Source organism: Aquimarina algiphila (assembly GCF_007489275.1).
GTDB lineage: Bacteria > Bacteroidota > Bacteroidia > Flavobacteriales > Flavobacteriaceae > Aquimarina > Aquimarina algiphila.
On record NZ_VLNR01000038.1, the window covers coordinates 15474 to 40137 of the forward strand.

The following is a 24664-nucleotide window of genomic DNA, read 5'->3' on the forward strand; positions in this document are numbered from 1 at the left end:
AATGTTTGATTTCAATTTAATAATTCAAGAAGCGGAAAAAATGACCGGCTTTTGGTTTTTTTCTCAAAATTGGTTTGATATACTTTCTCTTGTTTTAACCATATTAAGCTTATGGCTTGCATATTACCTTGGAGAACGAGGTTACAGAAGAGATAAAAAGGATAAAGAAAAAGATCAGAAGGAACTTATTAAATCTGAAGTTAAACTTTTTGAAAACAATTTAGGGCAATTAAATCTAGCCATAGATGGTCAATTGAAAGGGCTCAAAAAATACAAAGAAGGGCAAAACTTCAGTTTAGAATTTAATCCAGATGTACAAGTCGACTTCTTAAAATTTATAGATGTAAAGCATATTTATGAAGCTATCGGATTTAAGAAGGAAGATGGTATAGAAAAAGTAAATAGCCTTTTTGCAGCACTGTACTCTTTAAACGATTTTCGACATTCTTTGAGGGATTCCGTAAGGACTTATATTTCTAGATATACTACCTTAGAAAAAAGATTCTATTTATACCGAAAGCTGATGTATAGAATGTTCCACGAAATTAGTAATAGAAGAGCAATAGATGTTATACGAAGTCCTCAAGGTTTTCAAATTAACTTTGGACATAATGAATTTGCAGAAAGGTATTTTCATCACGTCCAAGCTGTTTTGTCTAATCCGGATTTATTAAATGAAAATCAGGTGGTTATTAGGGAAAAGTTAATCGAACTGTTTATAATGCCACTTATCGAAATAACTAAACAATATATTCCTGTTGATGAAGATGCTATTGAGGTTTCAGATGTAACTAATGAGGTAAATGCTGCTTGGATAGACATGGAAACAGTTACAAGAGCTCATTTTGAAGAAATAGAAGGACATATAAATAGCTTAGAAAAAGTAAAAACAGAAATTATAACATTTTTAGATTTGAACAAATAGAACGGACATTACGAATCCATGTAACGCGGAAATGTTTTGCTGGTATAAGAGTAAAATAAAAGCTCAATAAAACGATAAAATATGACGGAAAAAGAAATTAAGAAATATATTGATCGTTTGAACAATAAAAAAGTACAGGAATCGATTTTCATCAGACCAATTAATGAAACAATAGTAATTGGAAAAGTTTGGTGTGAACAGCCAAAAGAAAACGACTCTATTAGCAATTCCAGTTCGTACAGGTTTTTCTTTATTAAAAACAATTTGGGAGTTTATGTAAGTGCTGTATTAGATATGAATTCTGATTTACATTGGTATGTTATTCCAGAGGAGAGAAAAAAAGGGCTACTGACTAAAGCTCTTAAAGAAACCATTTTGCCTTACATTTTTTATGAACGAGAAGAACAGAGAATAACTGTTAAATTGGAAATTGGAGAAAAAAATTATGCGAATTCAAAAAATGTCGCATTAAAGCTAGGTTTCAATTCATTGAATGAAACACAAACAGAATTTTTATTAAAAAAATCGGAATTTGATTGGAGTTTTGAAAACCTAAATGAACAAAATTCTCGAATTGGAAATGAAAGAATACAAGTTTTAAGAAAACGAGTAAATTATGCATCTCAAATTTTAAGAAAAGTAAGTGACGAACTTTTAATGGCATATGAAGATGATAACGAATTGCTTGAATTATCAAAAGAAGTTAAAAGTCATACTTGGAAAATAGAAAACTTAATTTGGGAATATGAACAATCTGAATAAAAAAAACTAAAAGCCAACACCGTAAGACTTTAAAGTTTAATAAATCGATGACCTATTTTTTAAAATATAATAGTAAAATTACTGAATGGTGGCATGTGCCAATAATTATTGGAGCGTCAATTCTTTTCCACTATTTAATAACCAATATAAAAGATAAGTTCAAATAAACGATTGGATAATTATGGTAAACTGAATATATGGCTCCTGATTTTAACAATAAAACGATTAGTACTTTGGCTAAAAGAGCGGCATATTTATGCTCGAATCCAGATTGCAGAACGCAAACGGTTGGTCCGAATGAAGATCCAAATAAATCGACAGTAATTGGAGAAGCGGCTCATATTTATGGTGCTCGCCCGAGATCAAAGCGCTATGTTTCAATTATGACTGATGTGGCTAGAGCAAATATAACAAATGGAGTATGGCTATGTAGAAACTGTCATAAATTGATAGATACTGATTATCAAAAATTTTCTAGTGATATTTTATTTGCTTGGAGAGAAGAACATGAAAAATATATTAGTTCCGAACTAGGAAATGCAACCGATAAAATTAGGCAAGAACAGCTTAGTTCACAACTATCAGAGTTTAAAAATTATCCTCCTTTAGTCAGGAGAATTATTATTGATAAACCCATTGGTTGGGAGTATAAATTGACCGTAGAACTAATGAGGTATTTAAATGACCCTATTCTTAGAAAAATAGAAGATTTAAAGGATGGGCTTTACATTAAATTTCAAGAACATATTGATGAGGAGGAAATGACTGATTGGATAAGTCAAAGGATGAAAGAATCGGGAAAGCTGGTGCCACCAATGGTTGGGCTTATTGACAAATTAAACAAAAGCTGGGGAGCTCCAGGAGAAGAAGGAGATTTAAAAGAGATTCATCATATTTGTTGTCTAATCCGAGATAATTTAGAACTTATCGTTTCTCATGAAGAGAAAATATATTCCACTAATGTGCCGGAGCGTTACGAACGAATTTTGGAGTTATTGAAAAATTTACTTGGATCTCAAGCGGAAAAACTAAAGAAAATTCCTAATAGATTGGAAGAAATTATTTCATATATAGATAATGATGATAAAAAAGTGCTTAAAGATCTTGAAGGAAAAGAAGAAATGGTTGTTTTTGAGGTACCTGAAAATTGGGAGAAAAACTTTAATAAAGAGCTGAAAAAATTAAACATTAGCATAGGTAATCCAGCTACTGAAAGTGGTTGTTTTTCATTTTTACTTCTTGGAATTGTATCAGGTTCTTTGATTTTTTTCTTATAAAAGGAATACATTACTATGTTAAAGCCCCATGAATTAAAATACAGAATAAAAATTTCAATAAAACGATAAATCAATGGAAGAATTAATAAAAGGGAAAATAAAGAAATTCACTGAAATAAGCAGGAAACTCAATCTGAAACATTCCGAAACTAAGCCCTACACATTGGCGCAATTTTTTGATTTTGAAATTATCAGATATGATGAAGATGTGGAAACCACTATTGATTTCAAAAATAAAGATCAACTTATTGAGGTGTTGAAAAATTTGAATCCCAATAATGTGACTGAACAAGCATTGAAGAATTTAGAAAAGAAATTTCTTGAAAATAATGTAAATCCAGGAAATCAGTTTTACCTGAAACTAAAAACTGGTGGTAGTGGTTATGGTAATGGATAATTTTATAAAGTTCAAATAAACGATAATCTATGAGTGTATATATTTTTAAGCAGCTTAATTTAAATCGTGGAGATCTAATCTATATCCAAAACGAAAAAGGAGAAGGGATTAATGGTTCTTACGAAGGTGAATATAATCCCTCTAACGAATCATTCAAGTTCAGTAATTTTAATTATGGCAAAACTGAAATTATCTATCTTGATAAACTACAAGCTCTGACAAGGCTCTAATAAAAGTTCAAATAAAGGATGATGAATTTGATTTTGAAAATATGGATTTGGATAACGTTCTTAAAGAACAAGAATTCGTTACCTACAAAATCGAACATCATTAATCCAAAAATGGAACACGAGGGAATGTCTGGAGCCTTTATTTGGGAAGATGAAGGTTTGTGGGAGGTAAGGAATCATCATCTAACAGATGCATTTAAGTATGTAATTCATCATAGAATGGAATTAGTTGTGGGGTCTGAAAACGATGTCGGGGTTATGCGTTCCAAGGGTTTTGACAAACAAATTTTTGAAATGGCTAAAAAATATTTTCCTAATTGGATTGGGTTTGATAAATCTAGATGCTCATACAATCCGGAATTAGCTGATAGAATGATGAGAATCAGAAAAGTTGCAGATTGGAGATTTCAAAAATTACTGAACGAGGAATATTAAAAAACAAACGCTAACAAGATGTCGAGATGTTAAAATAAAAGTTCAATAAAATGATTGTTAAAAAAAGGTTTAATTCATTATAATTGACAATGAGTATTTTATTTATCATAATCGGAGTTGTTATAGGAGTAATTCTTCTAAGTATAGGAATTGTCTATTTGAGATATTTTATTCCATTGCGCCCACAAGAAAATGGATTTGAATATGTATATGTAAATAATGATGGAACTGTACGTGAATTATATAATGATGAGATTGAGTATTTAAATGAGAAATTTCATCCAACTGATGGTGCAAGACCATATGTTAAAAGTCGATATAAATCATTAACACCCGATAAAAAAATGTCTGGTTTTATACAACGGAATAGAGTTCCAAGAAAAGTGGAAATAAAAAATGTTGCACAACAAAGTATCTTAAAAAAAACGGAGTATGAAGTTGATGAAACGGGAGCTTCAGGTATATTTTCGAAGTCACCAAATATTTAATTTAACTCTTATCATAAAAGTATAAATAAAACGATGGAAAATAAATTAATAATTGATTTGTCCCTTTTTATAGGGAAAACACCTAACGAATTAAGATCACATATTGATTTACTAATATCCAATATAAAATGTGATGTTGAATTACCTGGTAGAAATGGAATTAGGACAGAAGAAGTTAGGTTAGTTGATTCACTTAATTTTAAAAAGTTAGGCGCTTTAGGTGAATACAAAATAACAGAAATTATTAATCAAAATGATAACTGAAGTCTAAACAAACGATTAAAATTAAAAATCCAATACGTTATTCAATGCTTCATCAGTTTTTGTATGATCGAAATTAGATTGATAACTAATTGTGGTGCTCAAATGTGAGTGTCTGTATAATTTTTGTAACATTTGTACGGGAATATTGGATCCTGCAATATTACCAAAACTATGCCTGGAGATATGATTGGTAATCTTTTTATCGATTTCTGCTTGTTTGGCAATCTTCTTTAGATGTACATTAAATTTTCCTGCTGCAGCATTTATTTTTCGTTCGATATCCCTGGGATTCTTCAGCTCTACTTTTTGATTCTGGAATTAATATTGAGATTATAAAAATAGATAACAGCTTCAAAAACAATTACGTCATTATCTCCAAAAACAGATATGGCATTACAGGAATTAAGTGTAATATTTTCAATAAAAGTATTATAGGAACTGCAGAAGATATTTCTGAATCAGTTACAGAAAATTCAAAAACTGGAATGTGAGGTATTCCACAAGTTTTTAGTAGATAACTCTCTTCAGATTTGGATCTCATATAAAGAAAACCGAAAAATCTTTACATAAGAACCATAACATGTAAAGAAAATCAGATTATCTTTACATGAAATAGTGAACGTGTAAAGAAATTTATAAATTGTTGTTATGAGTTGGAAACCTTCAAATCTTCCATATGATAAAGATCCGGAAACCAAAAGAGTACTTAAGAATCTTTCTGCAGCACATCGTGCACTTGCCGAACTTAAAGGAGTTGCCCAATCCATACCAAGACAAGAAATATTAATTAATACATTAACATTTCAAGAAGCAAAGGATAGTTCTGAGGTAGAAAATATTGTTACGACACATGATGAGTTATACAAAAGTTCATTAGGTTTTGAAGGGTTTATTTCCCCAGCCGCTAAAGAGGTTGAAAACTATAGCCAGGCACTTAAACGTGGGTTTGCTATAGTATCGCATAAAAAGATACTTAGTAGTAATAGTATTATTGAAATTCAGGAAACCTTAGAGAGGAACAACGCAGGTTTTAGAAAATTACCAGGCACCAATCTTAAAAATCAGAAAACAGGAGAGATTGTGTATGAACCTCCACAAAGTGCTGATGAAATAAAAAAGTTAATGCAAAATCTGGTTGAGTTTATTAATGACAATGAATTAGTAGATTATGATCCAATTGTAAAAATGGCAATTATACATTTTCAGTTTGAAAGCATACACCCTTTTTATGATGGAAATGGCCGAACGGGAAGAATTATTAATATCCTTTATTTAGTACTGCAAGAACTATTAGATATTCCCATTTTATATCTAAGCAGATATATTATTCAGCATAAAGGAGATTATTATCGGTTATTACAAGAAGTGCGTGATCATGATAATTGGGAGCTATGGATTTTATTTATGATAAAAGCTGTTGAGGAAACTGCATTATATACTATTGATATTATTAATGATATAAAACGAGATATGATGCGCATGAAAAATATTCTGAGGGATAATTATAAGTTTTATAGTCAAGAGCTATTGAATCATCTTTTTAAATTGCCATATACCAAAATCGAATTTCTGATGGAGGATTTAAAAATAAGTCGTGTTACTGCCTCTAATTATTTAAATAAATTAGCTAATGATGCTATTGTTCATAAACATAAATTAGGAAAGAGTAATTACTATATCAATCCTTTGTTAATGGATACACTTATCAAAAAAAAGTAATCAAAAATAAATAATAGTTTAGAGTTAAATAATAAATCAAAGCTATGATTAACGACCTTAAAGATAAATATGATTTCGAATTACGTTTGGCAACAAAAAAAGAGGTAGATACTCTTGTTTATTTTATTGCTGAAAAGAAATGGGAAGATAGTAGAAAGTATATAAAAAGCCCCAAACCCAAAGTGATTATAGTTGAGAAGGATGATTTCATTAGTAAAGAAAGAACCCGTATTCTCGAATTAATAGGTAGTAAAGTATTAGTGCAAGATTATAAAAAGTATAATGTATCCATTTTTGTTTACAACTATATCCGAGAGTATGATGAGGATATCATTTCTTCGTTGACTTCTAGGGTAATTAGCACAAAAAAAGGAATGGAATTTTTAGAGAATGAAGATGTTCTTTTTAATTTGAGAGAGCTTAAAAATAGTGTGTATTATAAAAAGAAAGTTAAATCGGGTAGGCGAAATAGACCAAGCGAAGAATCTATTCAAAAAACTCTTGAAATTAAAAAATATATTGAAATCACGAACCCTGAGATGAATATAGATAAGATTTGCCATGAATTTGGTTTTTCTAAAACTTCGTACTATAGAGTAATTAAATGGTTAGAAGTTAGAAATATGTGAAAAATATTGCTTTTTCACCTTTAGAATATGTTACATAGCTCAATTTTCAACTAATTAAGACCATAATAATTCATATAAAACCACGAAATGCAAGCAAAATGCAAGCAAATCTTGGTAAAAACCGCCTAAAAACAAAAAAGAGCTACGATTTTGTATCGTAACTCTTTGAGTGTTAAGCTCCCCCTCTTGGGCTCGAACCAAGGACCCTTTGATTAACAGTCAAATGCTCTAACCAACTGAGCTAAGGAGGAATTTATTTTTGCAAATATAGAGCGTTTTTCTCTTTTTGCGAGTGCAAATATATACTATTTTTTATATCTCGAAAAGATTTTTTCGATTTTTTAGAATTATTTTTCCTCTATTGGATAAAATAAGGGATATCATCATGTAAAAATGGCATTTTGTTCAAGAATGATTACAATTCAAAAACCTCCGACTAATTATTTTTAGCCGAAGGTTTATATAAGATCATATCTCCTAATTAAAGATTGCCTACCTCTTGTTTTTTTAGGAAATAAAATCTCTTAGTATAAAATAGGTGTTGTAGGGTAAGGAATAGGAAAGTGCCCCGGTTTTGTACAACCATTTTGAGATCCATCATCATATACACTTGTTGTATATGGTTCTGTTCCACCGTTAATATGCTTAACTTCTACACTTGTTAACTCGGTTACATTTGTTGAATTTTTCATCTTTTAATTGATTTACTGTTTATATTATCTTACTACGTTTACCGCTTTGCGGATAACTGGTGTAAATCTAATGCTGGTTGATCTCAAATGCTGAGACGCTGTTAAAAAATGAAGGTGTAGTTAAGATAATTTATGATACAGGCACACGTTAAATTAAATTTTAAATAGCAATCCCGGGATTTGAGACATTGCCATTCTACTTTAGCACCATGAGAAATGATAGTGCGCAATGTGATTTTTCAGAAAAAATAATGTTTAATAATAAAAATAAATTTTATGAAAGATGTAAAAGATTTTGGAGTACAAGAATTGAATTTTAATGAAACCAAAAATGCAAATGGTGGTTTCTGGGTAGAACTGTGGGGTGGAATTAACTTTGCAAGATTAAACAGTAGCAGTGTTCTTAGTTGGGATGATGGGGCTATCGGATACTCTTAGTCGTTAGAAAACAAAGTGATGCAAAAAAGCTATTTCCATTTTATAGGAAATAGCTTTTTTTAATTTTTATAGAATCAAATTATAGAAGCTTTGTTGAAAGTTCTATTTTTTTGATGAATGGGTATTATTTAAAAATTGCCCTATAAATGTCATTACCGTTAGCAAATAATAATAATGCAATTAATAGAATAAACCCTGCTAGTTGAGCATACTCCATAAATTTGTCATTTGGTTTTCTACCCGCAATAATTTCATACAATAAAAACATTACATGACCACCATCTAATGCAGGAATAGGTAAAATGTTCATAAAGGCTAATATAATCGAAATAAAAGCAGTTGTGCCCCAAAAAGCTCTCCAGTTCCATGCGTCTGGGAATAGATTTCCTATGGCTCCAAATCCTCCTACCTGACTAGCTCCCTTTTTTGTAAAAACATATTTAAATTGAGCAATATAATCGTGCAATGTCCAGTATCCAAAATCAAAACCTTTGGTAATACTCGCTCCAAAAGAATATTGTTTTTCCTGAATTTTATATCCATTCCTAACAACAATTCCTATGAGCCCATCTTCATTGGGAGTTATCGAAGTTGTATGAGTTTCACCATTTCTTGAATAATCTATAGAGATTGTTTTTCCTTTATTTTCTTGGATTGTTTTTCTAAACTCGTGCCAATATTGTATTGGTTTTCCTTCTACCTGTGTTATTTTATCTCCTTTTTTAAATCCTGCTTTAACAGCAACATCAAGATATGTACTATCTACAATAGGCTTATTAATAGGGGAGAAAGGCCTTAATACACCAGATTCAAACATTGTAGTACCAATATTTTCAGGAATTTGAATAGTTTCTTCACTTCCGTTTTGATGTAAAACACTAATGTTTTTTACATCACGCATGAATAAGTGATGGTTAATTTGGGTAACATCTTCAAGAGGTTTGCCATTAACACTCATGATGCGATCCCCGTCTTCAAACCCCATTTTTTTAAATGAGTCTTCGATGGCAAATCCATTTGGCATATCATCAAAACCTACATGATTAGTTCCCCAAGTGAATATTATTGCCATATAAATCAAAAACCCAAGAATGATATTAACAGTAACACCACCGAGCATAATAATCAATCGTTGCCAAGCTGGTTTAGATCTAAATTCCCAAGGTTGAGGAGGACCAGCCATTTGCTCTTTATCCATACTCTCATCTATCATACCAGCTATCTTTACATAACCTCCTAGAGGCAGCCAACCAATACCATATACGGTTTCCCCTATTTTTTTCTTGAATAATGAAAATTTTACATCAAAGAATAAGTAAAATTTCTCTACTCTCGTTTTAAATAGTTTAGCAGGAATAAAGTGTCCTAATTCGTGTAAAACGATTAGAATAGATAAACTTAATAGTAATTGTATAGCTTTTACAAAAAATGGACTCATAGGTCGTTCTTCAAAATTAAATCACGCAAAAGTAACCTTTTAGAAGGGTATATAAAAAAAATCTGCTATGCAGTTAGGTATATTTAGTATTTTTTTAATGAAAAACAATGTTTTAATAAAGTAGAATCCTTGTAATTTTGCAGCATAATAATTCGCAATGCTTCAGTTTTTCTCTAAATACAAATTTTTTGCAGTTGTACTTTTTGTATTATCAGCTATTATAATTTCTATTATCTATTCTATTCTTAAGCCCAATAAGGTTTTGCCTGTGTATGAACCGGATATGGTAAATGCAGAATTAGTGGATAGTACAGTGCAATATATTCGCAAGTATCATAAAATTGCAGATTTTAAACTTACCAATCAAAACGGAGAAGAGATCACTCAACAAAATTATGAGAATAAGATTTATGTTGCAGATTTTTTCTTTACAACTTGCCAAACCATTTGTCCGATTATGACAGGACATATGAAAGAAATACAAGAACGATTAAAGGATGATAATGAGGTTTTGCTGCTTTCTCATTCTGTTACACCCCAGATTGATAGTGTAGCCAGATTAAAAAAATATGCTATAGAGAAAGGAGTAAATGATGCAAAATGGAATTTGGTTACCGGTGATAAAAAACAGATCTATGATCTTGCTAGAAAATCCTATTTGGCAGCCAAATCAGACGGCGATGGAGGAGCTTATGATATGGTGCATACAGAAAATTTCGTTCTTGTAGATAAAAAGAAACGAATTCGTGGATTTTATGACGGGACTAATCCAGAAGATATTGATAAGCTGATTGAAGATATAGCTGTTCTGAAAAATGAAACTAAGTAAAATTATACACTTCATATTTTTGGATTATTGTATTTTGAAAAATTTAGCTTTTTCGATAAGATTATTTACATTACTTTTGCCTTGTTTAAAATTAATCTAAATAAACATTTGAAGACTACAATTGCTACTCTCAAAAGAGGTCAACGTGCATTGATAAAAGAAATCATGTCTGATGTTATTCCACTTAAATTATTAGAAATGGGATGCTTGCCAGGAAATGAGGTCGAATTATTGCAGACAGCTCCTTTTCAATGCCCAATGTATCTTAATATAAATGGTAGTCATCTTGCGATCCGTAAAGAAATTGCAGCCCAGATAGAAGTTCAAATTATTTAGTAGCAATTCTTTTTTATGGCTAAGCAAATTAAAGTTTCACTTATTGGAAATCCAAATACCGGAAAAACATCTGTTTTTAATTTGCTTACTGGCCTTAATCAGCAAGTAGGTAATTACCCTGGTATTACTGTAGAGAAAAAAGAAGGAATATGTAAACTATCTCGAGGTGTAAAAGCTCATATTTTAGATTTACCAGGAACCTATAGTCTAAATGCGTCTTCTCTGGATGAAAATGTAGTTATAGAACTCCTTCTAAATAAAAAGGATAAAGATTTTCCAGATGTTGCTGTTGTAGTAAGTGATGTAGAAAATCTAAAACGAAATTTACTGCTGTTTACACAAATTAAAGATCTTGAAATCCCTACGATTTTGGTGATTAATATGGCAGATCGAATGAGTAGAAAAGGAATTTCATTAGATATTCCGCTATTAGAAAAAGAACTAAATACCAAAATAGCTTTAGTAAGTGCCAGAAAAAGTCAAGGAATTGATGAGCTTAAAAAACTTATAGAGTCATACTCTACATTACCCAAAACATCCTGCTTAAATGCCCTATCTTTTGCTCCAGAGTATTTTGACAGATTACAAAAAGCATTTCCTAATCAATCCTTGTATAAACTTTGGTTAGTTATTACTCAGGATGTAAACTTTAGGAAATTTGATAAACAAGACTTGGATATTGCTCCTGATTTTAAAATCAAATCAGAAAGTGAACTCAAAAGACTACAGCAAAAAGAAACCATTAAAAGATATCAGTTTATTAATGATGTCCTTAAACAAGGGCTTACAATAGATGAAAAAGCTGCTACCGGAATGCGAGCTAGACTCGATAGAGTGCTTACTCATAAATTCTGGGGATATTTTATTTTCTTTGCGATATTAATGTTGATCTTTCAAGCGATATATGATTGGTCTTCATATCCAATGGATTTAATCGATGAAGCTTTTGCGTGGCTTAGCGAAGCTGCAAAGTCAGCATTACCATCAGGTCCATTTGTAGATCTTATTACAGAAGGTATCATTCCGGGATTAGGGGGGATTGTTATTTTTATTCCTCAGATTGCATTTTTATTTCTTTTTATTTCAATTTTAGAAGAAAGTGGCTACATGAGTCGTGTAGTTTTTCTTATGGATAGAGTAATGCGTCGCTTTGGATTAAGTGGTAAAAGTGTAGTGCCATTAGTTTCTGGGACAGCGTGTGCAATTCCTGCAGTAATGGCAACTAGAAATATAGAGAATTGGAAAGAGCGATTAATTACTATTCTTGTTGTTCCTTTTACAACGTGTTCGGCAAGATTACCGGTATATTTAATTATTATAGCATTGGTTATTCCAGATGAAAAGGTAGGTTGGATATTCAGTTATCAAAGTCTTACCCTGATGCTTTTATATTTTATTGGTTTTGGGTCTGCCGTTGGGTCTGCCTGGTTGCTCAATAAGTTGCTTAAGATAAAAAGTAAATCTTATTTTGTTATCGAAATGCCTGGCTATAAAGTGCCTTTGTTTAAAAACGTTGCTATTAATGTAATTGAAAAAACTAAGGCTTTTGTTTTTGGAGCTGGAAAAATCATTTTGGCAATTTCAATTATTTTATGGGTATTGGCTAGTTTTGGACCCAATGAAAATTTTAGTAAAGCCGAAGAAATTGTGACAGCACAATATCCTGATGTTTCTCAGGAAGAACTAGATCAAAAAATAGCATCACATAAGCTCGAATATTCTTTTATTGGATATGCTGGTAAGGCAATTGAACCCGTGGTAGCGCCATTGGGGTATGATTGGAAAATAGGAATAGGGATTATTAGCTCATTTGCCGCAAGAGAAGTATTTGTAGGAACATTGGCAACCATTTATAGTGTAGGGAGTGATGAAGAAGAAACCATAAAAAATAGAATGGCAGCAGAGGTTCACCCTGTAACGGGTAGGCCCTTGTTTAATTTGGCTAGTGGAATCTCTTTATTATTATTTTATGCGTTTGCAATGCAATGTATGAGTACGTTAGCTATTGTAAAACGCGAGACTAATAGTTGGAAATGGCCAATGGCTCAACTTATATTGATGAGTGCTTTAGCATATAGCATTGCATTGATTGTGTACCAAATTTTAAAATAAAAAAATAAGTTTCAGTATCTTTATACGACTTTATAGGTATTATGAATATTCTTATCCAAAATGTAGCGGTGATTTTAGTTTTTGCAGGAGCAATAGGATTTTTAATTAAAAAGTTCTTTTGGAAACCTTCATTGTCTTCTGTAAAGAAAAAATCATCAAACTCTTGTGGGAGTTCTGGGTGTGGCTGCCATTAATCTTTTAGTTTTTTTATCCATTTTAGAGGTCCGCTACTAATTAAATACACACCAACAAAAATCAAAACACAACATAAAAGTTTAGGAAGTGTTATATCTCCCTGGTATTGACTGTTTACTACAAAATATGATACGACAGCTACAAGAATCATAGCAACCGCGGGTTGAACATAAATATAACTACTGGAAACGGTAGGTTTTACAAATTGTAAGGCAAACATATTGAGTAAATAGGCAAAAAAAGTAGGGCCAATCACTACATAAGTCAATGAGATCCAGCTAGAGGCATCAAAAGATTGAAAATCTGTATGGATTAATTTTTGGATACAAAAAGGGAACATAAATATAAAGCCAAACAAAAAAGTCCATACAATTACGGTAATCGGTTTATATTTTGACATAAGAGGTTTTACAATGACTAAATAAAATGCAAAAGCCAGTGCATTAATGCTAACAAAGATATTTCCTAATAAAGAACCTGTTCCAAGACCAGAATTACCTAAATAAATTAATAGAACCGCTCCAGCTCCGCCAATGGATATACCTAGAATGCGTTGTAGTGTCAAAGGTTCTTTAAGTAAAAAATAACTAATAATCACAGTAAAAATTGGCATTGCAGTAATGATAATTGCAGCGTCTACAGGAGAAGTAAGGCTCAATCCATTCATAGAAAAGAACTGATTAGTAGCAACACCTAATAAACCACATAGTGCCAGACGGGCTATATCTTTTCTTTCTACTTTTTCTTTTACAAAATACTTTAAAACAAAAAATAGAATGCCAGCTCCACTAATTCTTAGAAAAACCAATACAGATGCTTCAATTTTATTTGGCATTAACCCTTTGGCAATAAGATAGTTTGCCCCATAAATCATATTTACACTCAATAAAGCTATGTGTGCTTTGGTTTTATTGGAAATCATCAGGCAAAGAAAAGGAAACTTAATGAAACTATATTTCAAAAAGTTTGAAAACGTACTTTAAAATAGTAAGTGAATTAATTTGGTTACAGAAATGAATATACCTGATGTTGATTTATTTAGAAAGTAATGCTTTAGTTAATAAGTAATTCTAATTGATAATCAGAAGGGTTAATAGCATCATTTGCTGAAGGGTAAGGACTGATATTATACCCATATATTCTTTTCTGTTCAATGTTTAGTATTTCTACAATATGATCTGGATTTATATTTTGAGGACCAAAAATAAGTTCCTGTTCTTCTAACAAAACATCTTTTTCATAAAGGGCAATACTTATTTTTACTTCTCCAGGCCAGATACAATTAATATCAGTAGGACATCGGGAATCCTCTATTACTTTGATAAACTTGATACTTTTAGAACTAAAACTGATGCTATTTCCAACATTAAGTTTTGTGATGATTTTAGGTGTATTGGATTGAGCTAAATCTTGTGCTGTAATCAAAACAAGAGGAGTAATGAATAAAAGAAGAGTTAGTAGTGGTTTCATTGTGATATAACAGAAGTTAAATATATACAAAAAACGCTTTAAAATCCAATGAAATATCAGCAGATTGTTCAATTTTGAATATCCATTTATGGCATATGATGAATAAAAAAAGTGCTCTCATTATTGGTTCTGGCATTGCTGGTTTGGCAACCGCAGTACGTCTAAAAAATCAAGGTTTTGATGTTCAGGTTTTTGAAATCAACAAAACCCCTGGAGGTAAATTAACTGAAATTAGTGAAAATGGTTATCGTTTTGATTGTGGTCCATCTTTGTTTACTATGCCACAAATGATAGAGGAGCTTTTTACAGTTTCTAAAAAACAGAGATCAGATTATTTTGAGTACGAAAGGAAAGAAATTATTTGTAATTACTTTTATGAAGATAATACTCGTTTTACAGCGTTTGCCGATAAAGAAAAATTTGCTGAAAAAGCTGCAATGACTTTTGATGTTGACGCTATTGATATTATTAATTATTTTGAAAAGAGCAAGAAGAAATATGACCTGACTACTTCTCTGTTTTTAGAAAAATCATTACATAAATTATCAACTTATCTATCCATAGATACATTAAAAGCGATAGCAGGAATTAGCACATTAGAGATTAATACTTCATTGCATAAGGTGAATACAAAAAGGTTTAAAGATCCCAAGTTAATTCAACTTTTTGATCGATTTGCTACCTATAATGGATCTTCTCCTTATCGAACTCCAGGAATTATGTCGATGATTCCGCATTTAGAACAACATTATGGCACTTTTTTTCCTAAAGGGGGGATGTACAGTATTGCAAGAAGTTTATATAGATTAGCATTAGATCTAGGAGTGCGTTTCCATTTTGGAGAAAAGGTTGAGCAAATTATTGTTAAGAATAATAACGTAGAAGGTGTTCTTGTAAATGATAAAGAAATTAAGGCAGATGTTGTGATTTCTAATATGGATATTGTATCAACATATAGTAAACTTCTTCCTAATCAAAAACCTCCAGGAAAAATTTTGAAACAACAAAGATCCAGCTCTGCATTAATTTTTTACTGGGGTATCCGTAGGATTTGTTCAGAACTCGATTTACACAATATATTTTTTTCTAATGATTATAAAAAAGAATTCGAATTTATATTCGATAAAAAGCAAGTTACAGATGACCCAACAATATATATAAATATCAGTTCCAAAAACGAATGTCAAGATGCTCCTCAAGGCTGCGAAAACTGGTTTGTAATGATTAATGTACCAGGTAATGAAGGGCAAGATTGGGATAATATTATTGCAAAATCAAGAGAAAATATAACAAAAAAAATATCTCGTATTCTGGGAGTTGATATAAAAAATTTAATAGAATTTGAAGAAATTCTGGACCCAAGAACAATAGAAAGTAAAACGCAATCATACCAAGGTTCATTATATGGATCATCTAGTAATAATAAGTATGCAGCTTTTTTAAGACATCCTAATTTTTCTCGAAGTATTAGAAATCTATATTTCTGTGGAGGAAGTGTACACCCTGGCGGAGGCATTCCGTTATGTTTACTATCAGGAAAAATAGTTTCAGAGTTGATTCAAAACGATAATAGATTATAAACACAAATGAATTCGGATAAAAAAAGACAATTTTTCATAATAACCATTATTTGGATATTTAATATTTCGGGAATTATAGGCATTCTAATAGGTTATGAAGATTGGTTTTTACCTTTGACGCCATTACACCTTTTAATTTATTTGTTTTTGATCCTTTGGGATACTAATTTCAATCGCACTTTGATTTTAGCATTAATGATTCCTTTTGGTATTGGAATGATTACAGAGTATCTAGGTGTGAATTATGATTTAATCTTTGGAAACTATGAGTATGGAAAAAACTTGGGCTATAAGATTTGTGGAGTGCCTTTAATCATTGGTGTAAATTGGGTGATTTTAACCTATAGTTCTGCTGCTATAGCTCAAAAGGTGCATGATAACCTATTCATTACTTCTGCAATTGGAGCTGTTTTAATGGTTGGCTTAGATACTTGTATCGAAATGTCTGCCCCTCGATTTGATTTTTGGGAATTTGAAGGTGGGGTAATTCCGCTACAAAATTATATTGGCTGGCTGTTTACAGGATTTGTCGCACATGTTTTTTTACAAAAAATTATAAAAGCTTTTCATTTCAAAATTTCACTACATATTTTTATCGCTATATTGGTCTTTTTTACCATCTTTTTATTTGTTTAGATGCAAAAATACGATTACATCATTGCAGGTTCAGGTGCTTCAGGGTTGATGCTGGCATATCATATGGTTTTAGATCCTTTTTTTGATGAGAAGGAGATTCTACTTATTGATAAAGAAATAAAGAATAAGAATGATCGTACCTGGTGTTTTTGGGAACAAGGTGAAGGGATTTGGGATACCATCATAAGTAAAAAGTGGGATAAAATTTACTTCGGAAGTGAAACGTTTTCGTCTGAAACAAATATTTCTCCTTATCAATATAAATTGATCAGAAGTAAAGATTTTTACAGTTTTGTTTTAGAAACTTTAGAACAAAAACCAAATATCACGATTACTCAGGAAAAAATTACTTCTTTAACCGATGAAGGAAGTATTGTAAAAGTTGAAACAAATCAAAGTATCTACCTTGGAGATAAAGTTTTTAATAGTATACTACTATCGCGAGAATATGAGAGTCAGAAAAAATACCCAGTTTTAAACCAGCATTTTGTGGGATGGTTTGTCAAAACTTCAGAACCTGTATTTGATTGTACTACTGCTACTTTTATGGATTTTACGGTAGCTCAGAAAGAGAATACTCGGTTTATGTATGTATTACCCATTTCTAAAACTGAAGCATTGTTTGAATATACTTTGTTTTCAGAAGATCTTTTGGAAGAACAAGAATATGAAGATGAAATTATAAAGTACTTAGAAGAAAAAGGGATCATTTCATATGAAATCACCGAAAAAGAAAAAGGATGTATCCCGATGACATGTTATAAATTTGAAAAACATAATTCTAAAAATATTATACATATAGGTACTGCCGGTGGGTGGACAAAACCTAGTACAGGATATACATTTAATTTGACATCAAAAAAGGTTCGCGAGCTTACTAAATTCCTTAAAAACAATACAGAATTATCAAAATTTGGTAGGAAAACTAAGTTTTGGTACTATGATTTATTGTTTATCGATCTATTATTTCAACAAAATCATATAGGTGCTTCCTTGTTTTCAAGATTATTTGAAAAGAATAAAGTAATCAAGATTTTAAAGTTTTTGGATGAAGAGACTTCATTGTTAGAAGATATTAAAATTACGACAAGTCTTCCGGCAGGAAAATTTTTGAAAATGGTATGGGGTAGAGTTTTTTAAATCAGATTTCTTCTGATTCTGTAAACTTTTCAGTTTTAGTATTCAAAATGTATAAAATCTTTTGAAGCCGTATTTTTAATATATTACCAATTCATTAATTTTTTTAGCCCTTCTTTTCTTGATTTTGATAACTTCAATTTGTCTCCATTTTTTAACGTCATTATATAATCCCCACTAAAAAAAGGTTCAATTTGCTTAATTTCATTAATGTTGACTATGTTTGAACGATGACATCTAAAGAATATTTCTGGGTTGAGTTCACTTTCAAGACGATTAAGAGTATCTCTGATCAAATGCTGAGTGCCGTTGTTTAGAAATACATTAATATATTGATTCTCTGCTTTTAAATAAATCACTTTATCGATTTCTAAAAAATAAACTCGATTAGCCAACTTAACAGGAATACGTTTGATATACATTGCTTTTTTATTGGCATTCGTTTTTTGAAGTAATGCATCTAATTTGAAGTTGAGGTCTTCGTTTGTTTTGAGCTCAATCTGTTTTTTTGCTTTATGAAGAGCTGCATAAAAACGTTCGTCATCAAAAGGTTTTAGTAGATAGTCAATAGCGTTTACTTCAAATGCATGTATTGCGTATTGATCATAGGCAGTAATAAATACATAAACAGGGGCAAAGTATGGGCGTACTGCGCTTATTACATCAAAACCGGATATCTCGGGCATTTGAATATCGAGAAAAACCAAATCGGGTTTTTGTTCTATAATAGCCTCAATGGCTGTTTTTCCATTAGTGCAAGAATCAATTAATATATAATCATCTTGCTCATCAAGCAAAATCTTTAAATTTTCCAGAGCTTCGGGTTCATCATCTATGGCGATTACTTTTATTTGCATTTATTTGATTTGATATGGAATGTTTAATTTGACTAACACTCCATTTTTAATATTCAAAAACTTAATAATGTACTGATCTTGATATAGTTGACTGAGCCGTTCTATGGTGTTTGCTAATCCAATTCCTTCTACTTTGAAGACATTAAAGTTTTCTGATAATGGGGGACCATCATTATACATTTCTATGCATAATTGATCTCCCTTTTTTTTAATATCAATACTCAGTATACTCGCATCTACCTTTTTTGATAATCCGTGATAGATACTATTTTCAATTAAAGGTTGTAATAAAAAAGAGGGTATTAATGTCTCAGATAAATCATCACCAACCTCTATTTGAACGTTCATTTTATTTTTAAATCTCTTCTCTTCTAAAGCGATATACTTTTTGATGAACTCAAGTTCTGATGTTAGTTTTATGAATTGTTCTTCATTTTGACTTAATACGATCCTTAATAAATCACCCATTTCTGATAACATCGAAATGGATTTTTTCTTTTCGTCTTGTCTTACTAGAGAAGAAATTGTATGTAATGTATTAAAAAGAAAATGTGGATGTAACTGCATTTTAAGAGCCATTAGTCGGGATTTTGTAAGACGGGAATCTAATTGAGCTGCCTTTAAATTACTTTCTCTAAATTTTTGATAATATTCGACGGCATAACTCCCAAGCATTAATGCCCAATATGTCAGAAAATACCATTCAAACTGAGAGAACAAAAGACCAATGAATAAAGTAGCGATTGGTTGTCCCTGAAAACCAGGTATGGGACTTAATTTGATGATTATCACATACAATAATAGATGGAAACAAACAATCATGATGCTGATTGGTAAGTGTAATAAAACCCCTAGATAATAATTGTGTTTATGAATTGGGACTTTATGAGAGAGGTAAAAAATAAAAGGAATCCAACACCCCCAAAAAAGCCAGGTAGTAGTCTTTATACATAGAATCCAAAAAAATGATATTGATTGTCCATTTAAATCGGATTTAATATAAAGCATAATAGAAGAGATTATTGCCATTGCGATTAGGCATAGAATAATCTCTCCTTTACTTAAATAGAATCTTCTTTTCATTAGTTTGATACCACATCTTTTGAAAGAAAAATCTCAAAAGATCACTTTATGTTCTCTAATTTATTTTAAATAATCTAAATAAGCGAGTTCATTAATGATTTTCCAGTTTCCATTTGTGTTAATTAAAGAAAAGTATAGATTGAATATGGCTTTTTTACCGGTCTCCTTTACTTTGACTATAGCGCTTAAGTTACCCTGCACATCTATAGATATAAACTCTATTAATTTTACTTCTCCTCCAAATTTTTTCTGCTTATAGAAGTTAAGCATGGTTGCTCTATCTAATACAGTGACTCCTTTTTTAGCATCATTTACAACAATTCTAAAATCATCATGTAATACTGAACTCATTTTTGAAATATCTCTTGTCGCAGAACCATCTAGATGTTCCTGAACTACGTTCTTGATATCGCCGATAGGATCATCAGAAATAGGGATGGACAAATTCTTAATTTCAGATGTTTTAAAAGGAATGGAAACTGAAAATCCTTTGTTAAAACTTCCGATTAAAATAAACAATAGCATTAATTTTTTCATAGAATGAAGGTTTTTAAAAAGGAGTCTAGAACTGATTGTAATTCTATCTCTTTTTGATTAAATAATGCTTAAATGAACAGCAATACTCTCTAATTTTAATAGTGTATTTTGCGAATGGTAGAAAAAATGTTGTGAATACTACGAATTTTAAGATAAACTCATGTCTATGCAGAGTATAAACCAAAGAAATTAAACAATCCCTCGTTCTTTTTTGATTTGGTCATAGGCTTTTTGTACCTCTCTAAATTTATCTTCGGCACCTTTGATGTGTATTTCATCCATATGCTGTATTTTATCTGGATGATATTTTTTGGCCATTGTTCTAAATGCTTTTTTTACTTCGGCATCTGTTGCCGATTTTTCAATTTCGAGAATCTTATATGCATGATCTCCAGTTTTAAAAAACATGGCTTTAATACTTTCAAAATCTTTAAAATTGATTCTTAGAAAGCCTGCAATTTTGCCAATTTCACTAGCTTCAGAATCACTTACTATACCATCTGCATTTGCAATTCCGAACAAAAAATGAAGAATTTGTAGCCTAGAGGGGTATCGGGTGTGTTGATTAATATACATGCAAATACGTTGTGCAGAGATTTGCCTGCTTTTAATGATTTCATTAAACGATCTAAAAGTAGCATTTGCATGTTCTTTTCCATAAGCACTTACAAAGTATCGACGAACATAATCTAGCTCGGTTTGATTTACTTTGCCATCTGCTTTAATAACAATTGAAGAAAGGGATAATAAATTAAGTTCAAAATCTGCAGGAGTAATTTTTTGCTGTTGCGAAAATACAGTTTTGAACCCTCTGCCATTTTTACCAGAGGTAGTATCCAAGAGGCTTCCTAGGATAAAACCAAGAATTGCTCCCGGAAATCTAAAAAACACGGCTCCTAATATAGCAGCAAACCATTTAATCATTCAAATTTTTTTTGGGTTGTAAAGATAACTGAAATTATTTTTTAATATATTTTGTTCTATAGTATATTAGACAATAAGATACAATATTTGTTACGGGATCGTTGTAAATAAAATAGAATTATGTTGTGAGATGATATATTTCTACGACTACTTGTCAGTTACTTTTATATGGTACATAATTTGTACCTTTGTATAAAATTGTAGTACGAAAAAAAACAGAAATATGTATCCACCAGAGTTAGTAAAACCAATGCGTGAAGATCTTACCAATATTGGTTTTGAAGAATTACATACAGGAGAAGCAGTAGAAGCAGCAATAGCAAAAGAAGGAACTACGTTGGTAGTTGTTAATTCGGTATGCGGTTGCGCTGCGGCAAATGCACGCCCGGGAGCAAAGGCTTCTTTAGATAATAATAAAAAACCAGACAATTTGGTAACCGTTTTTGCAGGAGTAGACAGAGAAGCAACGGATAAGGCACGTGGATTTATGATCCCGTTTCCTCCATCATCTCCTTCTATGGCCTTATTTAGAAACGGGGAGTTAGTTCATATGCTAGAGCGTCACCATATAGAAGGGCGACCTGCAGAAATGATCGCAGAAAATCTTAAAGATGCATATAACGAACATTGCTAAAATGTAAGTAGCGTATATGCTAAAAAAAGAGTTCTAAACCGTTTGTTGTTACAGGCGGTTTTTATTTTAGTAAAACTATTGGTTTACTTGAAATAATGTAAGACCTTGCGAGACAATTACACAAGTCAAAATTTTAATAATTGAACAGAAGGGATGGAGGCAGTAAAAAGGATACTTAGTTATCCGCTTTCTATAATTTTCTATTTATCTTTTGGATTAACATTAGTAGTTTTTCAACCATTACAGTGGCTTGGGAAAAAACTGGGCGGTAGATCGGGACACAGAGGGGTAGTAAATATCATGAATCTATGTTTATTACGATGTCTACACTTTTTGGGAGTAAGAATCAGTTTTAAGAATATTCATAAATTGCCAAAGGATCAATCTTTGATCATTGTTTCTAATCATCAAAGTATGTTTGATGTTCCTCTGATATCTTGGTATTTAAGAAAGCACAGACCAAAGTTTATTTCCAAGATTGAATTAGGGAAAGGAATTCCGAGTATATCGTTTAACCTAAGGCATGGAGGGCATGTTTTAATCGATAGAAAAAATCCTAAACAATCTATTCCGGCCTTATCTAAATTTGGAAGATTTATCGCTGAGCATACATTTTCTGCAGTAATTTTTCCTGAAGGCACAAGAAGTAGAGATGGAAAACCAAAAGAATTTGCTCCTACAGGATTAAAAATTTTGTTTAAGAATGCACCCAATGCTTTAGTCGTACCTGTAACTATAAATAATAGTTGGAAACTAGTTCGATTTGGTAATTTTCCAATGGGCGTTGGAGTACATTTGACATTGGAGGTGCAAGAACCTCTTTCAATCGATAAAGAACCCGAAATATTACTCGAAAGAATTGAAGAAAGGGTTACTTTAGCAATTAGAACGTAACATACAACTATAATGGCTTTAGATAATATTAGACTAGAAGTAATGCAACTATTAGAGAAGAAAATAGAATCTTTTATAGATAAATTTTTGATTCCGATAGATAAGGTGTGGCAGCCAACAGATTTCTTACCCGATTCTCAGAATGAAGATACGTTTTTTGATGAAGTAAAAGAATTAAGAGAGTTGGCAAAAGAACTTCCTTATGATTTTTGGGTTGTTCTTGTAGGGGATACGATTACAGAAGAGGCTTTACCTACATATGAATCATGGTTAATGGATGTAGAAGGGATTAATCAGCATGAAGATGGTAAAGGAAATGGCTGGTCTCGTTGGGTACGTTACTGGACAAGTGAAGAAAATCGCCACGGAGATACACTGAATAAATACTTATACCTATCAGGTAGAGTAAACATGATTGAGGTAGAAAGAACAACTCAACATTTAATTAATGACGGATTTGATATTGGTACAGATAGAGATCCGTATAAGAATTTTGTATACACTAGTTTTCAGGAGTTAGCCACCAATATTTCTCATAGTCGGGTGGCAAAAATGGCAAGGGAGTACTCAAATAAATCACTAGCTAAAATGTGTAAAATTATCGCGGGTGATGAGATGCGTCATTATAACGCATATAGTGAGTTTGTAAAAAATATTTTTGAAGTTGACCCTAGTCAGATGATGATTGCTTTTAGCCATATGATGAAACATAAAATTGTAATGCCTGCACATTTTCTTAGAGAATCTGGAGACGCTATAGGTACTGCCTTTGAAGAATTCTCAAATGCTGCTCAACGTTTAGGAGTATATACTTCTCAAGATTATATCGATATCATGCAACGCTTAATTGATAAATGGGAAATTGATAAACTGGTAGATTTAACCGATGAAGCCGAGAAAGCACGGGATTTTGTGATGAAACTACCCGCCAGAATGCAACGAATTAGTGAGCGACTGGTAATCCCTGATGAGATTTTTGAATTTAAGTGGGTACAACCTGCAATAGTAAAATAGTAGATATAGGTATGATTGAAGATAAGATTGTATCTAAAACTATTGATTTTGTAAAAGAAAAACTTGCTGGAGCAGAGGGAGGACATGACTGGTTTCATATCCAAAGAGTGTATAATAATGCAAAGCTAATTGCTAAGGATGAAAATGTAGATCTTTTTGTGGTATCCTTAGGTGCATTGCTTCACGATATTGCAGATTCAAAATTTCATGATGGTGATGAAACTGTTGGGCCTAAAGTCGCATCAGATTTTTTAGAAAGCCTCAGCGTTGAAGAAAGTGTTGTTACTCATGTAATCAAAATTATAGAAAACATTTCCTTTAAAGGAGGTAACATAGATCAAAAATTTAAATCCCCAGAACTGGATGTTATTCAAGATGCGGATCGATTAGATGCCATAGGTGCTATCGGAATTGCAAGATGTTTTAATTATGGCGGGTTTAAAAACAGAGTTCTATATGACCCTGATATTTCTCCCAACCTTAATATGACGAAAGAAGAATACAAGTCTTCAACCTCTCCAACAATTAATCATTTTTATGAAAAACTATTCCTGCTTAAGGATAGAATGAATACTGAAGCCGGTAAAAAACTGGCTAATGAACGTCATCAATATATGGAAGGGTTTTTAGAACAGTTTTATAAAGAATGGGAGGGGCAAGTCTAAACCCTAACGGTATAAAATACTATATTACTCTGATTATGAAGTAATTGATCTATCAGAAGAATATTAT

The 24664-nt window shown here is 31.5% G+C and carries 30 protein-coding genes and 1 tRNA gene; 21 read left to right on the forward strand and 10 right to left on the reverse strand.

Annotated features, from left to right (window positions below; genetic code table 11):
• Position 1: 1 nt before the first annotated feature.
• The 8 genes from FOF46_RS17245 (at position 2) to FOF46_RS17280 (ending at position 4778) form a co-directional block, all read left to right on the forward strand.
• Complete coding sequence (locus FOF46_RS17245; protein WP_143917319.1) at positions 2-925, forward strand: hypothetical protein; 924 nt, start codon at positions 2-4, stop codon at positions 923-925.
• 81 nt (positions 926-1006) lie between these two features.
• Positions 1007-1687, forward strand: coding sequence for a GNAT family protein (locus FOF46_RS17250; RefSeq protein WP_143917320.1), 681 nt, complete (start codon positions 1007-1009; stop codon positions 1685-1687).
• Between the two features lie 197 nt (positions 1688-1884).
• Positions 1885-2964 carry a hypothetical protein gene (locus FOF46_RS17255; protein WP_143917321.1) on the forward strand — a complete coding sequence of 360 codons (1080 nt, stop codon included), beginning with the start codon at positions 1885-1887 and terminating at the stop codon, positions 2962-2964.
• Between the two features lie 73 nt (positions 2965-3037).
• Positions 3038-3361, forward strand: a complete 324-nt coding sequence (locus FOF46_RS17260; protein ID WP_143917322.1) for a hypothetical protein — start codon at positions 3038-3040, stop codon at positions 3359-3361.
• 29 nt (positions 3362-3390) lie between these two features.
• Positions 3391-3591 (forward strand): hypothetical protein, encoded by a 201-nt coding sequence (locus tag FOF46_RS17265; RefSeq protein ID WP_143917323.1) that lies wholly within the window; start codon positions 3391-3393, stop codon positions 3589-3591.
• A 21-nt stretch (positions 3592-3612) separates the two neighbouring features.
• On the forward strand, positions 3613-4026 hold the full coding sequence (locus FOF46_RS17270; protein WP_143917324.1) for a hypothetical protein: 414 nt from the start codon (positions 3613-3615) through the stop codon (positions 4024-4026).
• 89 nt (positions 4027-4115) lie between these two features.
• Positions 4116-4514, forward strand: coding sequence for a hypothetical protein (locus FOF46_RS17275; RefSeq protein ID WP_143917325.1), 399 nt, complete (start codon positions 4116-4118; stop codon positions 4512-4514).
• A gap of 33 nt (positions 4515-4547) precedes the next feature.
• Positions 4548-4778, forward strand: coding sequence for a hypothetical protein (locus FOF46_RS17280; protein ID WP_143917326.1), 231 nt, complete (start codon positions 4548-4550; stop codon positions 4776-4778).
• A gap of 21 nt (positions 4779-4799) precedes the next feature.
• On the opposite strand, the gene FOF46_RS32570 is transcribed toward FOF46_RS17280, so the two are convergent.
• On the reverse strand, positions 4800-5075 hold the full coding sequence (locus FOF46_RS32570) for a tyrosine-type recombinase/integrase (RefSeq protein ID WP_143917360.1): 276 nt from the start codon (positions 5073-5075) through the stop codon (positions 4800-4802).
• A gap of 351 nt (positions 5076-5426) precedes the next feature.
• Between FOF46_RS32570 and FOF46_RS17290 the strand changes: the two genes are divergently transcribed.
• Both FOF46_RS17290 and FOF46_RS17295 read left to right on the forward strand, forming a co-directional pair.
• Positions 5427-6497, forward strand: coding sequence for a Fic family protein (locus tag FOF46_RS17290; RefSeq protein WP_143917327.1), 1071 nt, complete (start codon positions 5427-5429; stop codon positions 6495-6497).
• Positions 6498-6541: 44 nt separating this feature from the next.
• On the forward strand, positions 6542-7126 hold the full coding sequence (locus tag FOF46_RS17295; RefSeq protein WP_143917328.1) for a hypothetical protein: 585 nt from the start codon (positions 6542-6544) through the stop codon (positions 7124-7126).
• Positions 7127-7303: 177 nt separating this feature from the next.
• Here the strand turns inward: FOF46_RS17295 and FOF46_RS17300 are convergent.
• Together FOF46_RS17300 and FOF46_RS31630 are read right to left on the reverse strand one after the other, a co-directional pair.
• Positions 7304-7377: transfer RNA gene (locus FOF46_RS17300), tRNA-Asn, on the reverse strand.
• Positions 7378-7650: 273 nt separating this feature from the next.
• Positions 7651-7818, reverse strand: a complete 168-nt coding sequence (locus FOF46_RS31630; RefSeq protein ID WP_160114279.1) for a hypothetical protein — start codon at positions 7816-7818, stop codon at positions 7651-7653.
• Positions 7819-8094: 276 nt separating this feature from the next.
• Here FOF46_RS31630 and FOF46_RS31635 point away from each other — a divergent pair, with 276 nt between their 5' ends.
• Positions 8095-8256, forward strand: coding sequence for a hypothetical protein (locus tag FOF46_RS31635; protein WP_160114280.1), 162 nt, complete (start codon positions 8095-8097; stop codon positions 8254-8256).
• Between the two features lie 124 nt (positions 8257-8380).
• Here the strand turns inward: FOF46_RS31635 and rseP are convergent, their stop codons facing one another.
• The gene (gene rseP / locus FOF46_RS17305) at positions 8381-9694 is read right to left on the reverse strand and encodes an RIP metalloprotease RseP (RefSeq protein WP_109437890.1); all 1314 of its coding nucleotides are present in this window, start codon (positions 9692-9694) and stop codon (positions 8381-8383) included.
• Positions 9695-9851: 157 nt separating this feature from the next.
• Here rseP and FOF46_RS17310 point away from each other — a divergent pair, with 157 nt between their 5' ends.
• From FOF46_RS17310 to feoB, 3 genes are all read left to right on the forward strand, one after another.
• Positions 9852-10523 (forward strand): SCO family protein, encoded by a 672-nt coding sequence (locus tag FOF46_RS17310; RefSeq protein ID WP_109437891.1) that lies wholly within the window; start codon positions 9852-9854, stop codon positions 10521-10523.
• 108 nt (positions 10524-10631) lie between these two features.
• Positions 10632-10859, forward strand: a complete 228-nt coding sequence (locus tag FOF46_RS17315; RefSeq protein ID WP_143917329.1) for a FeoA family protein — start codon at positions 10632-10634, stop codon at positions 10857-10859.
• A gap of 15 nt (positions 10860-10874) precedes the next feature.
• On the forward strand, positions 10875-12971 hold the full coding sequence (gene feoB / locus FOF46_RS17320) for a ferrous iron transport protein B (RefSeq protein WP_143917330.1): 2097 nt from the start codon (positions 10875-10877) through the stop codon (positions 12969-12971).
• Positions 12972-13161: 190 nt separating this feature from the next.
• Here feoB and FOF46_RS17325 read toward each other — a convergent pair whose 3' ends face one another.
• Together FOF46_RS17325 and FOF46_RS17330 are read right to left on the reverse strand one after the other, a co-directional pair.
• Positions 13162-14088: a DMT family transporter gene (locus tag FOF46_RS17325; protein WP_143917331.1), complete on the reverse strand. Its 927-nt coding sequence runs from the start codon at positions 14086-14088 to the stop codon at positions 13162-13164.
• A 131-nt stretch (positions 14089-14219) separates the two neighbouring features.
• Positions 14220-14636, reverse strand: a complete 417-nt coding sequence (locus tag FOF46_RS17330; protein WP_109437894.1) for a hypothetical protein — start codon at positions 14634-14636, stop codon at positions 14220-14222.
• Positions 14637-14731: 95 nt separating this feature from the next.
• Here FOF46_RS17330 and crtD point away from each other — a divergent pair, with 95 nt between their 5' ends.
• From crtD to FOF46_RS17345, 3 genes are read left to right on the forward strand one after another with little or no spacing between them, the layout of a single operon-like run.
• Positions 14732-16216: a 1-hydroxycarotenoid 3,4-desaturase CrtD gene (gene crtD / locus FOF46_RS17335; protein ID WP_338120333.1), complete on the forward strand. Its 1485-nt coding sequence runs from the start codon at positions 14732-14734 to the stop codon at positions 16214-16216.
• Between the two features lie 6 nt (positions 16217-16222).
• Positions 16223-16852 carry a carotenoid biosynthesis protein gene (locus tag FOF46_RS17340; RefSeq protein WP_109437896.1) on the forward strand — a complete coding sequence of 210 codons (630 nt, stop codon included), beginning with the start codon at positions 16223-16225 and terminating at the stop codon, positions 16850-16852.
• Positions 16853-17992 (forward strand): lycopene cyclase family protein, encoded by a 1140-nt coding sequence (locus tag FOF46_RS17345; protein ID WP_143917332.1) that lies wholly within the window; start codon positions 16853-16855, stop codon positions 17990-17992.
• Positions 17993-18075: 83 nt separating this feature from the next.
• On the opposite strand, the gene FOF46_RS17350 is transcribed toward FOF46_RS17345, so the two are convergent.
• From FOF46_RS17350 to FOF46_RS17365, 4 genes are all read right to left on the reverse strand, one after another.
• A complete protein-coding gene (locus FOF46_RS17350; protein WP_143917333.1) occupies positions 18076-18846 on the reverse strand; it encodes a LytR/AlgR family response regulator transcription factor in 771 nt (256 codons plus the stop codon).
• Positions 18847-19668, reverse strand: a complete 822-nt coding sequence (locus tag FOF46_RS17355) for a sensor histidine kinase (protein WP_167571871.1) — start codon at positions 19666-19668, stop codon at positions 18847-18849.
• Positions 19669-19989: 321 nt separating this feature from the next.
• Positions 19990-20466, reverse strand: a complete 477-nt coding sequence (locus FOF46_RS17360) for a nuclear transport factor 2 family protein (RefSeq protein ID WP_143917335.1) — start codon at positions 20464-20466, stop codon at positions 19990-19992.
• Between the two features lie 189 nt (positions 20467-20655).
• On the reverse strand, positions 20656-21390 hold the full coding sequence (locus FOF46_RS17365) for a TerB family tellurite resistance protein (protein WP_109437901.1): 735 nt from the start codon (positions 21388-21390) through the stop codon (positions 20656-20658).
• Positions 21391-21613: 223 nt separating this feature from the next.
• On the opposite strand from FOF46_RS17365, the gene FOF46_RS17370 reads away from it, so the two are divergent.
• The 4 genes from FOF46_RS17370 (at position 21614) to FOF46_RS17385 (ending at position 24597) form a co-directional block, all read left to right on the forward strand.
• Positions 21614-22024 carry a BrxA/BrxB family bacilliredoxin gene (locus FOF46_RS17370; protein WP_109437902.1) on the forward strand — a complete coding sequence of 137 codons (411 nt, stop codon included), beginning with the start codon at positions 21614-21616 and terminating at the stop codon, positions 22022-22024.
• Between the two features lie 153 nt (positions 22025-22177).
• A complete protein-coding gene (locus tag FOF46_RS17375) occupies positions 22178-22918 on the forward strand; it encodes a lysophospholipid acyltransferase family protein (RefSeq protein ID WP_143917336.1) in 741 nt (246 codons plus the stop codon).
• A 12-nt stretch (positions 22919-22930) separates the two neighbouring features.
• A complete protein-coding gene (locus FOF46_RS17380; protein ID WP_109437904.1) occupies positions 22931-23932 on the forward strand; it encodes an acyl-ACP desaturase in 1002 nt (333 codons plus the stop codon).
• 11 nt (positions 23933-23943) lie between these two features.
• Positions 23944-24597 (forward strand): HD domain-containing protein, encoded by a 654-nt coding sequence (locus tag FOF46_RS17385; protein ID WP_143917337.1) that lies wholly within the window; start codon positions 23944-23946, stop codon positions 24595-24597.
• Positions 24598-24664: the final 67 nt, after the last annotated feature.

What these genes read in the sequence shown, in the direction of transcription:
- FOF46_RS17245 (WP_143917319.1), top strand. Translation starts at nt 2, where the DNA reads ATGTTTGATTTCAATTTAATAATTCAAGAAGCGGAAAAAATGACCGGC.
- FOF46_RS17250 (WP_143917320.1), top strand. Translation starts at nt 1,007, where the DNA reads ATGACGGAAAAAGAAATTAAGAAATATATTGATCGTTTGAACAATAAA.
- FOF46_RS17255 (WP_143917321.1), top strand. Translation starts at nt 1,885, where the DNA reads ATGGCTCCTGATTTTAACAATAAAACGATTAGTACTTTGGCTAAAAGA.
- FOF46_RS17260 (WP_143917322.1), top strand. Translation starts at nt 3,038, where the DNA reads ATGGAAGAATTAATAAAAGGGAAAATAAAGAAATTCACTGAAATAAGC.
- FOF46_RS17265 (WP_143917323.1), top strand. Translation starts at nt 3,391, where the DNA reads ATGAGTGTATATATTTTTAAGCAGCTTAATTTAAATCGTGGAGATCTA.
- FOF46_RS17270 (WP_143917324.1), top strand. Translation starts at nt 3,613, where the DNA reads ATGAATTTGATTTTGAAAATATGGATTTGGATAACGTTCTTAAAGAAC.
- FOF46_RS17275 (WP_143917325.1), top strand. Translation starts at nt 4,116, where the DNA reads ATGAGTATTTTATTTATCATAATCGGAGTTGTTATAGGAGTAATTCTT.
- FOF46_RS17280 (WP_143917326.1), top strand. Translation starts at nt 4,548, where the DNA reads ATGGAAAATAAATTAATAATTGATTTGTCCCTTTTTATAGGGAAAACA.
- FOF46_RS17290 (WP_143917327.1), top strand. Translation starts at nt 5,427, where the DNA reads ATGAGTTGGAAACCTTCAAATCTTCCATATGATAAAGATCCGGAAACC.
- FOF46_RS17295 (WP_143917328.1), top strand. Translation starts at nt 6,542, where the DNA reads ATGATTAACGACCTTAAAGATAAATATGATTTCGAATTACGTTTGGCA.
- FOF46_RS31630 (WP_160114279.1), bottom strand. Translation starts at nt 7,818, where the DNA reads ATGAAAAATTCAACAAATGTAACCGAGTTAACAAGTGTAGAAGTTAAG.
- FOF46_RS31635 (WP_160114280.1), top strand. Translation starts at nt 8,095, where the DNA reads ATGAAAGATGTAAAAGATTTTGGAGTACAAGAATTGAATTTTAATGAA.
- rseP (WP_109437890.1), bottom strand. Translation starts at nt 9,694, where the DNA reads ATGAGTCCATTTTTTGTAAAAGCTATACAATTACTATTAAGTTTATCT.
- FOF46_RS17310 (WP_109437891.1), top strand. Translation starts at nt 9,852, where the DNA reads ATGCTTCAGTTTTTCTCTAAATACAAATTTTTTGCAGTTGTACTTTTT.
- feoB (WP_143917330.1), top strand. Translation starts at nt 10,875, where the DNA reads ATGGCTAAGCAAATTAAAGTTTCACTTATTGGAAATCCAAATACCGGA.
- FOF46_RS17325 (WP_143917331.1), bottom strand. Translation starts at nt 14,088, where the DNA reads ATGATTTCCAATAAAACCAAAGCACACATAGCTTTATTGAGTGTAAAT.
- FOF46_RS17330 (WP_109437894.1), bottom strand. Translation starts at nt 14,636, where the DNA reads ATGAAACCACTACTAACTCTTCTTTTATTCATTACTCCTCTTGTTTTG.
- crtD (WP_338120333.1), top strand. Translation starts at nt 14,732, where the DNA reads ATGATGAATAAAAAAAGTGCTCTCATTATTGGTTCTGGCATTGCTGGT.
- FOF46_RS17340 (WP_109437896.1), top strand. Translation starts at nt 16,223, where the DNA reads ATGAATTCGGATAAAAAAAGACAATTTTTCATAATAACCATTATTTGG.
- FOF46_RS17345 (WP_143917332.1), top strand. Translation starts at nt 16,853, where the DNA reads ATGCAAAAATACGATTACATCATTGCAGGTTCAGGTGCTTCAGGGTTG.
- FOF46_RS17350 (WP_143917333.1), bottom strand. Translation starts at nt 18,846, where the DNA reads ATGCAAATAAAAGTAATCGCCATAGATGATGAACCCGAAGCTCTGGAA.
- FOF46_RS17355 (WP_167571871.1), bottom strand. Translation starts at nt 19,668, where the DNA reads ATGATTGTTTGTTTCCATCTATTATTGTATGTGATAATCATCAAATTA.
- FOF46_RS17360 (WP_143917335.1), bottom strand. Translation starts at nt 20,466, where the DNA reads ATGAAAAAATTAATGCTATTGTTTATTTTAATCGGAAGTTTTAACAAA.
- FOF46_RS17365 (WP_109437901.1), bottom strand. Translation starts at nt 21,390, where the DNA reads ATGATTAAATGGTTTGCTGCTATATTAGGAGCCGTGTTTTTTAGATTT.
- FOF46_RS17370 (WP_109437902.1), top strand. Translation starts at nt 21,614, where the DNA reads ATGTATCCACCAGAGTTAGTAAAACCAATGCGTGAAGATCTTACCAAT.
- FOF46_RS17375 (WP_143917336.1), top strand. Translation starts at nt 22,178, where the DNA reads ATGGAGGCAGTAAAAAGGATACTTAGTTATCCGCTTTCTATAATTTTC.
- FOF46_RS17380 (WP_109437904.1), top strand. Translation starts at nt 22,931, where the DNA reads ATGGCTTTAGATAATATTAGACTAGAAGTAATGCAACTATTAGAGAAG.
- FOF46_RS17385 (WP_143917337.1), top strand. Translation starts at nt 23,944, where the DNA reads ATGATTGAAGATAAGATTGTATCTAAAACTATTGATTTTGTAAAAGAA.